The sequence below is a fragment of the Meiothermus cerbereus genome (genome assembly GCF_051297115.1).
Classification (GTDB): domain Bacteria; phylum Deinococcota; class Deinococci; order Deinococcales; family Thermaceae; genus Meiothermus; species Meiothermus cerbereus_A.
On the sequence record NZ_JBEVAL010000034.1, the window covers coordinates 20,219 to 29,964 of the forward strand.

Annotated in this window: 6 protein-coding genes; 2 read left to right on the top strand and 4 right to left on the bottom strand. The window is 60.7% G+C overall.

Annotation, left to right across the window (positions count from 1 at the left end):
- Window positions 1-77: 77 nt before the first annotated feature.
- The 3 genes from metK to ABWU19_RS08715 all read right to left on the bottom strand — a co-directional run bounded on the left by metK (window position 78) and on the right by ABWU19_RS08715 (window position 6,034).
- On the bottom strand, window positions 78-1,253 hold the full coding sequence (gene metK / locus ABWU19_RS08705) for a methionine adenosyltransferase (protein ID WP_435901315.1): 1,176 nt from the start codon (window positions 1,251-1,253) through the stop codon (window positions 78-80).
- A 184-nt stretch (window positions 1,254-1,437) separates the two neighbouring features.
- Window positions 1,438-4,017 (bottom strand): HD domain-containing phosphohydrolase, encoded by a 2,580-nt coding sequence (locus ABWU19_RS08710; protein WP_435901316.1) that lies wholly within the window; start codon window positions 4,015-4,017, stop codon window positions 1,438-1,440.
- Window positions 4,018-4,366: 349 nt separating this feature from the next.
- Window positions 4,367-6,034 carry a bifunctional metallophosphatase/5'-nucleotidase gene (locus ABWU19_RS08715; protein ID WP_435901317.1) on the bottom strand — a complete coding sequence of 556 codons (1,668 nt, stop codon included), beginning with the start codon at window positions 6,032-6,034 and terminating at the stop codon, window positions 4,367-4,369.
- A gap of 412 nt (window positions 6,035-6,446) precedes the next feature.
- Here ABWU19_RS08715 and ABWU19_RS08720 point away from each other — a divergent pair, with 412 nt between their 5' ends.
- Both ABWU19_RS08720 and ABWU19_RS08725 read left to right on the top strand, forming a co-directional pair.
- Window positions 6,447-7,625, top strand: coding sequence for a PQQ-dependent sugar dehydrogenase (locus ABWU19_RS08720; RefSeq protein WP_435901318.1), 1,179 nt, complete (start codon window positions 6,447-6,449; stop codon window positions 7,623-7,625).
- Window positions 7,626-7,707: 82 nt separating this feature from the next.
- Entirely contained in the window at window positions 7,708-8,811 is a 1,104-nt protein-coding gene (locus ABWU19_RS08725) for a PQQ-dependent sugar dehydrogenase (protein WP_435901319.1), read from the top strand.
- 48 nt (window positions 8,812-8,859) lie between these two features.
- Here the strand turns inward: ABWU19_RS08725 and ABWU19_RS08730 are convergent, their stop codons facing one another.
- The gene (locus tag ABWU19_RS08730; protein ID WP_435901320.1) at window positions 8,860-9,609 is read right to left on the bottom strand and encodes a hypothetical protein; all 750 of its coding nucleotides are present in this window, start codon (window positions 9,607-9,609) and stop codon (window positions 8,860-8,862) included.
- Window positions 9,610-9,746 lie beyond the last annotated feature (137 nt).

Consider the following 9,746-nt stretch of genomic DNA (forward strand, 5'->3'; position numbering starts at 1 on the left):
ATACAGTATACATCATTGCATTCTAGGGTCAAATCAAAAAGGACGGCCCGCAGGCCGTCCAGAGCGGTTACAGGGCACTACGGCAGTAGCTTGCGCAGCTCCTCGACCTTGTCGGTGTTTTCCCAGGGGAAGCCTTCGCGGCCAAAGTGCCCATAGGCCGAGGTGGGGGTGTAGATGGGGCGCTGCAGGTTCAGGTTTTCAATGATGGCCCGCGGGCGGGCATCAAAAACTTTTTGCGCCACCTCGGTAATTTTTTCGTCGGGCACAACACCGGTGCCAAAGGTCTCGACCCGCATCCCTACCGGACGGGCCTTGCCAATGGCATAGGCCAGCTCGATCAGGGCGCGCTTGGCCAGGCCCGCCGCCACGATGTTCTTGGCGATGTAGCGGGCGTAGTAGGCCGCCGAGCGGTCTACTTTGGTGGGGTCTTTACCGCTAAAGGCCCCTCCGCCGTGCGGTACAGCCCCGCCATAGGTATCTACGATAATTTTGCGCCCGGTCAGACCGGTATCGCCATGCGGCCCCCCAATTACAAACTTACCCGAGGGATTAACCAGGTACTGGGTTTCCTTGCTCAGGTACTGCTCGGGGATGGCCTTCTCGATCACCTTGGTGCGGATGTCGTGGTGAATCTGGTCGGCCTCGACCTCTTCGGAGTGCTGGGTAGAGACCAGAGCAGTACCCACATACAGGGGTTTCTGCCCCTCGTAGACCACCGTCACCTGGGCTTTGCCATCGGGGCGCAGGTAGGGAATTTCCCCGGTCTTACGGGCTTCGGCCAGGCGGCGGGTCAGGCGGTGGGCCAGCGAGATGGGCAGCGGCATCAGTTCGGGGGTTTCGTCGGTGGCGTAGCCAAACATCAGCCCCTGGTCGCCTGCGCCTACTTGGTCAAGCGCATCTTTAGAACCCAGCACCCGCCACTCCCACGACTCGTTGACCCCACCTGCAATGTCCGGCGACTGCTCGTCTATGGCGGTCAGCACCGCACAGGTATCGCCATCGAAGCCGTATTTGGCCCGGGTATAGCCCACCTCGAGCACGGTCTGGCGCACCAGGCGGGGGATGTCCACATAGCTTTCGGTGGTAATCTCGCCCGCCACCATCACCAGGCCTGTGGTCACCAGGGTTTCGCAAGCCACCCGGGCCTTGGCGTCCTTTGCCAGAATCGCATCCAGCACCGCATCCGAGATGCGGTCGGCCAGTTTGTCGGGGTGGCCTTCCGTCACCGATTCCGAAGTTACCAGTCGTTGCAACTTTGTCCTCCTCTAAAAGCGGTCGGGCCGCGTCAACCGACAAAGTATAGCACTTCTATATTTTCCGTTGGGCGAAAAATTCTCCCCCACCCAACGCATCGGCAGGGAGTTTACAGCCAGTCGGCTTTTAGAGCGCTTCGGATGGAGTTATTCAAAAACGCCCAACCCGTGCCGCATCTACCGATCACTTTCTAACCCGGCTGGTTATCACCTCGATAAACGCCTGCACAATGGAGGCATCAAGGGTCTGGCCGGCTTGCCTACGCAGCTCTTGCAAAGCTCCCTGGTGGCTCCAGGCGGCCTTGTAAGGGCGGGAGTGAATCAGCGCATCGTAAACATCTACCACCGCAAAAAGGCGGGCCTCGAGGGGAATCTCGTCGCCCTTGAGGCCAAAAGGATAGCCCGATCCATCCACCCGCTCGTGGTGGTAGCGCACGATATTTAGTGCAGTTTGAGACAAAAAGCCCAGGTTTTCCAGCATGCCAAAGCCAATATCGCAGTGGCTTTTCATAATGCGCCACTCGGCATCGGTAAGGGTTCCGGGTTTGAGCAAAATGGAGTCAGGAATAGCCAGCTTTCCTAGGTCGTGCAGGTAGGCCCCCATACGTAGCCCCTCGAGGTCGGGGAAAGCCAGGCGCTGCCCCAAAGCCGCGGTCAGGGCCACCACCCGGTCGGTATGACCGCTGGTCTCCAGATCGCGCAGCTCCAGACCCAGGCCCAAAGCCCGCAGCGCATCCTCACGGGTACGGGTAATCTCCTCGAGGTGCGCCACCCGCTCCAGTGCCCGCTCGAGCCGCCGCGCAACCGCCTCTAATAAAGCCAGGTGTTCTTCTGATATGTAGGCCTTATGTTCAAAGCTGGCCAGCGTAAGGGCTCCGTAAGGCGCCCCCCGCACAAACAAAGGCGCTGTGAGCAGGGTTCTCAGCTTGTAAGCCACCAGCGAAGGCCAAGCCCCATCCCAGGTTTGGTAATCCTCAATTAGCTGGACTTTGCCAGTAGCCAGGGCCTTGCCCATGAACCCACTTCCCAGCGACACCGGCAGGCTGGCAAAGTGCTGCAAGCGGCCCTCTTTGTCCCGCTCATGCCCCCGAACAAGCTGCATTAAGCCGCTGCCTTTGCTGGTATCTTTGAGCTCCAACCGGTAAAAGCCACCAGCCGAAAGCCCCGTAAGGTCGATAAGCGTCTCCAGGGCCCGCTGGGCCATACAGACAGGCTCGTCCAGGGTCTCGAGGTCGGAGGACATCAGCACCAGCCTGCGGTAGCGCTCGGTCTCCCGGTTGGTCCGCTCGAGGGCTTGCAAGCGTGAAAACATCACCCCAGCCACCCGAGCCAGTGCCTCCAGGGCATAGCGGTCCTGCGGCTGTATCTCCCCCCCCACCCCCGCTGTGTCCACCGACAGCACCCCCACCATCTGGCCCTCGGGGTCACCCATCGGCACCCCCAGGTAGGCCGCCCGGGCCCGATTGCCCGAAGTAAACACAGCGCTGGGCTCACGGGAAGCGTCGGGCAGGTACAGTGGGCTGCGCTGCCCCAGCACCCGCCAGGCCAGCCCCTGGCCCCGCTTGTGCCGGGTACCGGCTGCCTTCTCGGCAGCAAAGCCCGCCGCCGCCACCACCTCGAGCACATCGTCTTTGGGCCGATAGAGCACTACTAAACTGGTTGAAGCCCTGGTCTGCCCCAGGGCTTCCTTAACAGTGAGCTGCAGCAGCTCCTCGGTGGTTTGCGCCGCTGTAAGGCGCTGGCTGGCCAGGGTAAGGCTTTGCAAACGGGCCAGTTCACGCTGCTGGCCTGCTTGGGCTTCCAGGCGGGCCAGTACCTGCCCCACCCCACGGCCAAAGGCCTCCAGCACCGACGCATCGTCCGGTTCAAAAGAGGCCTGGGCGTAGGCCACCACCACCCCAAAGCCCTCGCCATGGGCATCCAGAAGGGGAACAAAAGCCGCGTACTCCTCAGGGGCAACCGAGGTATTATGGTACAGCCGAGGATCATCAAGGCCCACCATCTGCACCCGACGCTCCTCCAGGGCCAGCCAGGAAACCCCGTTCCCTCGAGGCACCGAAAAGCCCGCTGCTTCCCAGTTCACAGCAGCGCATACCCGCAGCTGGTCCCCCTCGCGGCGCAAAGCCAGTGCGCGTTTCCCCCCTAAAATCTCTAGAATCAGATGGGGCAGCGATTTCCAGAGTGTGTCGGCCTCGCGAAAGGTGGACAGCACCCCCAGCACACGGGCCAGGCCTTCTTCCCGCTCGAGGCGGGCCTGGGTTTTTCTTCGCTCTTTGAGCATTTGCAACACCACACCCAGGCTTAGCCCGAGTTCCTGGGCCAGCGGCAAGGCTTCTGCCGGAAAGGGGGTGGCCTCGAGGCGATCCAGGCTTAGCCAGGCCTCTACCTTATCCCCCAAGGGTATCGGAATGTTTAGCGCCCAGTTAACGCCCTGCAGGGACCGGCGATCCTGCTGCGATAACCCACTGAGCTCAACCTTGGCCTGGGTTATTTTGGGGCGGGCCGACAAGGCCTCCTGCAAACTGCCCCCGTACCAGCGCAGCTCATCTTGCAAGCTCAGGGAATACCTGGGCAGGGCAATGTTGTGCCCCCGCATAGCCACAAAACGGTATGCGTTTCCTTCACGCAGCAAAGACGAACCGGCCTGAGCCCCCGGAATCAAGCGCAAAGCCCCTTCCAGGGCCTCTGTGAGCAGGGCTTCCTGGCTGGGGCTGCCCACCAAATCGCGCAATAGGGCCAACAGGCCCGGATAAGACCCCTGCATCTCCAAATCAGCCTAAGGGCAAACTGGTTTCAGTAAAAGTTTATGTGTCACAACTTAGAGCGGTCTTCAGAAAGAATGGTGCAGTCCCAATCAAGAGAAGGGCTGCTCCAGCCTTTTTTTTGTAACGGTACAAATGTCGAATACTGCGATATATCAAATAAAGTGCAGGTCGCCCGTCGCCGTGCAACCGACAGGCAACCTGCCTGTAGGCCTAGCCGCTGTAGAAAGCGGGGGGCCCAAGTGTCTCCATAGTTGAAATGCGAACTGTCACTCTGCAACACCCGCAGGGAATTGCGCCAGGTATGCCGGTGCTGCGTCGGGCGATCTCGCAAATCTATCCTGGCGCAACTTAGACCCTTACCCGTAAAAAGCTGTCCACGTAAAAGGGCCCTTCCCAGCGCTGGCCCCGGGGCTCGTTGAGGATGGTAATACGGTTCTCCAGGCGCGGCTCCCAGGAAGGCTGGGTACGCAGGTACTCAATCAGCACTTCAGCATCGCTAAAGCCTGTATCGACCCGGAAGCCCCTGGCATCCCGCAAGACAGCAAAGCCGTCACCGCCGCCAGCGATAAAGCTGTTGGTCACCACGCGGTAGGTGGCGCCCGGGTCGAGGGGCTGGAAGCCCGTAGGGGTCTGCACCTGAACCTGGGTGACCCGGCTTCCTGCCGGACGACCCAGATCGAAGGTATAGCGGATACCCGCCACCCCCGACAAGAAACGGCCCGCAATCTGCTCCCACTGGGAAACGCCGTTTTCCAGTGCAGCCAAAATTTCGCTGCCTTTGAGCTCGAGCACCGTCAGGGTGTTGCCGAAAGGCAGCACCTCGTTCACCTGCCCCACCGTAATGTTACCTGCCGGAATGCTGGCCCGAATGCCCCCACCGTTTTGCAGTGCAATGGTAGCACCGGCCTGACGGGTTTTCCACAGCATCGCATCGGCAATCAGGTTGGCCAGGTTGGTCTCGCGGCGGCGCACGTCGTTGCGCTCACCGTTGAGGGACACGGCTGCCCGAGAAACCACCTGGGCCCGCAGTGCCGCGATGGGCAGGCCATAGGCGGCAATGGCGTCGAGGGCGAAGCGGTCTTCGGGCAGGTTGGCGGTCATGGGGATTACCTGGCCCTGGTGGGCCACCAGCTCACCCCGGTCGTTGAAGGTAACCTGCAGGCGGCCCACCACCTTGGCCCACTCCCAGGCCTGTACCACCAGCACATCTTTGTTCTCGGGGTTCTTAACGATGGTGGGGTAGGCCCCGCCCGGGCGCAGCTCTGGGAAAGGGGTCTGACCCAGCAGGGTATGGCTGTGTCCGCCCACGATCACCTGCACGCCCGTCACCTTGCGGGCCAGCTCCTGGTCTTGCAGATAGCCCAGGTGCGAGAGCACCACAATGTACTTCACGCCTCTAGCCAACAGCTCCACCACGGCTTGCTGGGTAGCCGCAACCGGGTCGGTGAAGCGAACGTTGGGGCCGGGGCTCGAGAGGATAGAGGTTTCGGGGGTGGTGAGGCCAATGATGCCCACCTGTTGCCCCCCCACACTCACCACCGCGTAGGGCTTAATGCGCCCCGCCAGTTTGGGCTCCCTCGAGACATCGGTATTGGCCGAGACCACCGGGAAGCGCACCCCATTCAAAAAGTTGGCCAGCCCATCGGGCCCCAGGTTGTACTCGTGGTTGCCGGGGGCCATAGCCCGGATGCCCATGCGGTGCAAAAGGTGCCGATCGGCCAGCCCCTGATACTGGTTGAAGTAGAGGGTGCCCTGGAACACGTCACCTGCATGCAAAAACAGGGGGTTGGTAGCCGTACCGCGCAGCCGGTCAAAAAGTGAAATCACTCGAGCAAAGCCACCAAGGCGCTGGTTTGCCTGTCCCCCCAGGGTCAGCCCGCCGGTGGGCTCGAGCCGGGCGTGGGTATCGTTGATATGGACGATGGTCATGGTAAAGTTGCCGCCCTGGGCCCGGGTCAATCCGGCCAGGGCCGCTCCGCCAACCAAGCCTGCTTTGAGTACATCTCTACGACGCATGGTTCCTCCTCTGCTAAACTGCCAGGTTATTCTATACCGGCTTGTCAAAGCCAAGTCACGCACCCTAGTGCGTACGGCTATCACTTTAAGCTGCAGCATCCCGGCTTTGTCAAAGCCGCGTGTGGTATGAACCCCCGAAGCGTTCCAAAAGCCGATTGGGTGTGGGTACTCCTCCTTGTGAGTGCTTTGGGTGAGGAAGCTCCGCCTTGAAACACCCGGCCAGCCCTTAGGTTGCCTAGGACAGTGCCGCCTTTGGTTTCCCGGTGTTCCTGCCACCGCTTCGTCTTCAAGCCTCTTACTGGTGTTGCTTTTGATGGCTCGAGCTTGAAGCTTTTTTCAGCAAACCCTCAGCCCACCCGGATAGCCTCATTGCATAACCCGCTCACAAGCATGCGTGCGCGAAGGAGGGTTTATGCGCTATTTAGCAGCTTTTCTGGTAACCGCGGCGGCTAGCTGTCAGGACATGCCTCCCAATCCCAACCCGCCTCCTACGGGCGAGCCGCAGCTTCAGCTGAAGCTGGTTGTTTCCTCCGGTCTGACCCAGCCGCTTTACCTGACGCACGCCGGGGATGGTAGCGGCGATCTATACGTGGTGGAAAAAGCCGGTCGAATACGCATCATTGAGGGCCGCACCCTGCGCACACAGCCCTTCCTCGACATCACCGGAAAAACCGCCAAGGGCGGTGAGCAAGGCCTGCTGGGCCTGGCCTTCCATCCCAACTACCGCAACAACGGCTTTTTTTATGTGAACTACACCAACGCCTCTGGCGACACCATCATCGCCCGCTACAGCGCCAACCGCAGCACCAAGCTAGCCGACCCCAGCACCGAGCAGGTCGTTCTGAGCGTAGACCAGCCCTACGATAACCACAATGCTGGCTGGCTGGGCTTTGGCCCCGACAAAATGCTCTATATCCCCCTGGGCGACGGGGGTTCTGGGGGCGATCCAGAAAACTATGCCCAGCGCCTCCTTCCCCAGGATGGGAACCGCCACATGCTGGGCAAGGTGCTGCGCCTCGACGTCAACGGCAGCGAAACAGGCCTCAACTACCGCATTCCTGCAGATAACCCCAGCCTGGGCGGGCGGGTTTCGGAACTCTGGGCCCTGGGCCTGCGCAACCCCTGGCGGGCCAGCTTCGACCGGCAAACCGGCGACCTCTGGATTGGCGATGTAGGTCAGAGCACCCAGGAAGAAATTAGCCTGGGCCCTGGCGGCGGCAAGGGCCTCAACTACGGCTGGAAAATCATGGAGGGCAACTTCTGTTACGACAATAGCGTTGCTCCTGGTTGCAACAGCGCCAGCCTGACCCCGCCCGTACATGCCTATGGGCGCAGCGATGGTTACTCGGTTACGGGGGGATATGTTTACCGGGGTTCGCGTTTCCCCCGTATGCGGGGCCGCTATTTTTTCACCGACTTCGGCTCCGGCCACCTCTGGAGCCTGCGCCTGGTAAACGGCACCTGGACACGCAAAACCGAGATTAGCTCTGCCGGGACGGGCCTGGCCTCCTTCGGCGAAGACGAGCAAGGCGAGCTGTACCTGATTAGCTTATTTGGAGGGCAGGTCTGGCAGCTCGAAGACCAGCTCTAGGCAGCAAGCGCAGCGCCGGTCGGCCACGAAACTTGTAGTCCACACACATCGGCCTCAGAAAAGGCCTGGCTACACTGTGCTTATGCAAAAGATGGTCTGGTTTGCCCTGCTGTGGCTTGGTCTGGCTTCTGCCCAATCCATCAACCTGGTTCCAATCGCCAACAACCTCAGCCGTCCGTTGCTTCTGACCTACGCACCCGACGACACCGGGCGGCTTTTTATGCTCGAGCAAGGCGGCACCATCCGCATCTGGCAGAATGGGCGGCTGTTGGCCGAGCCATTCCTGGATGCGAGCAACCTGGTTTCGTGCTGTGGTGAACGGGGTCTGCTGGGGCTGGCTTTTCATCCCGACTTTCGTCAGAACAACTTCTTCTTTATCAATTACACCAACCGCAATGGCAACACCGTAATCGCCCGCTATCGCGCCAATGGCAACCGTGCCGAGGCTGGCTCTGCCCAGATATTTCTCACCATCGAACAGCCCTATGCCAACCACAACGGCGGCATGATCGCCTTTGGTCCGGATGGCATGCTGTACATTGGCATGGGTGACGGGGGTTCGGGCGGCGACCCCCTCAACGCCGGGCAGCGGCTCGACACCTTGCTGGGCAAGATCCTGCGCATCGAGGTAAACCGCAGTGAGGGCAACAGGGCCTACGCCATCCCCGCCGACAATCCTGTGCTGGCTGGGCGTCGCAGTGAAATCTGGTCGTATGGCTGGCGCAACCCCTGGCGCTTCAGCTTCGACCGCCAGACCGGCGACATGTGGATCGCCGATGTGGGTCAGAATGCTGTGGAGGAGGTAAACTTTCAACCTGCCAGCAGCAAGGGAGGTGAGAACTACGGCTGGCGCATCATGGAAGGTGACCGCTGCTTCAATCCTCCGCAAAACTGCAACCGCGAAGGTCTGGTCATGCCCGTGCTGACCTACACCCACGACCAAGGCCGTTCCATTACCGGGGGGTACCGCTACCGGGGCAACGCCATGCCGGCCTTCAGAGGCGCTTACTTCTATGCCGATTACGTGAGTGGGCGCATCTGGGCTGCTACGCCCCAGGGCGACCGCTGGCAGAGCCGGGAAGTTCTCAAAACCGACCTGAACATCAGTTCCTTTGGCGAAGACGCTGCCGGCGAGCTGTATGTGATTGACCACCGCGGCACCGTCTACCGCATGGCCCAGCGTTAACAAAAACTGCCTCCCACTTGGGAGGCAGGCCCATTAGGCAAGCCCATCTCAGGGCAGGTAGTTACCGGGCGTGCCCAGGGTCTCGGGTTTTTCGGTCCACTCACCGGCAATCCCCAGCTTCCAGGCGCCCGCCACGCCGCTAACGTTGGTATAGCCCCCATACACACCCAGCCGCACCCCGCGCACCACGGTGTAGTAAAGCGAAGCGGTTACATCGTAGCCCAGACTGAGACCGAAAGGATAGCGCAGGCCCCCTTCCAGATAGGCATTGAGGTCACGGCTGAGTTCCAGCTTGAGGCCCGCATAAGCATTGGCTGCTGCGTTCAGCGAGACCGATGGCACAACCACCAGGGTGGCATCCAGGCCTGCACCCCCATAGAGCACCGCAGCATCAGCAACCCGCTGCGTGATGAAGATTTCCCCGCCCGCATCAAAATCGAAACTGAAAGGGCCAGGCACCATAATCTGGTTGGAGCCAAAGCGGATGGCCCCCTCCACATAGCCGGCACTGGATTCATTCAGCTTGGCAACCCCCACCAGGCCAGCGCGGCTTGCCAGCACAAGCTGGCCTGCAAAAAAGCCTGGGCGCAGGCTAGCGCCAGCCAGAAAGTTGTCGGTCAGGTTGAGGGTGTAGTTAAGCGCCGTACCCCGGTAGGTGCGGTAAGGGGTTATGAACTGGCCGCCCACCACCCCAAATTCGGGCAGCAACTGCAGGTTTGCGGTGATGGAAAAGCCATCGGCCAAAGCGGCACTACCGATACCCAGCGAAGCCATTGCTGCCAACACGGTTTTTTTCATATTTCCTCCAGCTGACAAAAACGCTACAAACGGCCCAATGATAGTGGCTGGGCGCGCCCTTTAACTGAGAGGGATTGAAACCCCAATTCGGAAAAGCCACCAGCCACATTTCCCCAAACTGCGCCAACAGGAGGCGC

What these genes read in the sequence shown, in the direction of transcription:
- ABWU19_RS08710 (WP_435901316.1), bottom strand. Translation starts at nt 4,017, where the DNA reads ATGCAGGGGTCTTATCCGGGCCTGTTGGCCCTATTGCGCGATTTGGTG.
- ABWU19_RS08715 (WP_435901317.1), bottom strand. Translation starts at nt 6,034, where the DNA reads ATGCGTCGTAGAGATGTACTCAAAGCAGGCTTGGTTGGCGGAGCGGCC.
- ABWU19_RS08720 (WP_435901318.1), top strand. Translation starts at nt 6,447, where the DNA reads ATGCGCTATTTAGCAGCTTTTCTGGTAACCGCGGCGGCTAGCTGTCAG.
- ABWU19_RS08725 (WP_435901319.1), top strand. Translation starts at nt 7,708, where the DNA reads ATGCAAAAGATGGTCTGGTTTGCCCTGCTGTGGCTTGGTCTGGCTTCT.
- ABWU19_RS08730 (WP_435901320.1), bottom strand. Translation starts at nt 9,609, where the DNA reads ATGAAAAAAACCGTGTTGGCAGCAATGGCTTCGCTGGGTATCGGTAGT.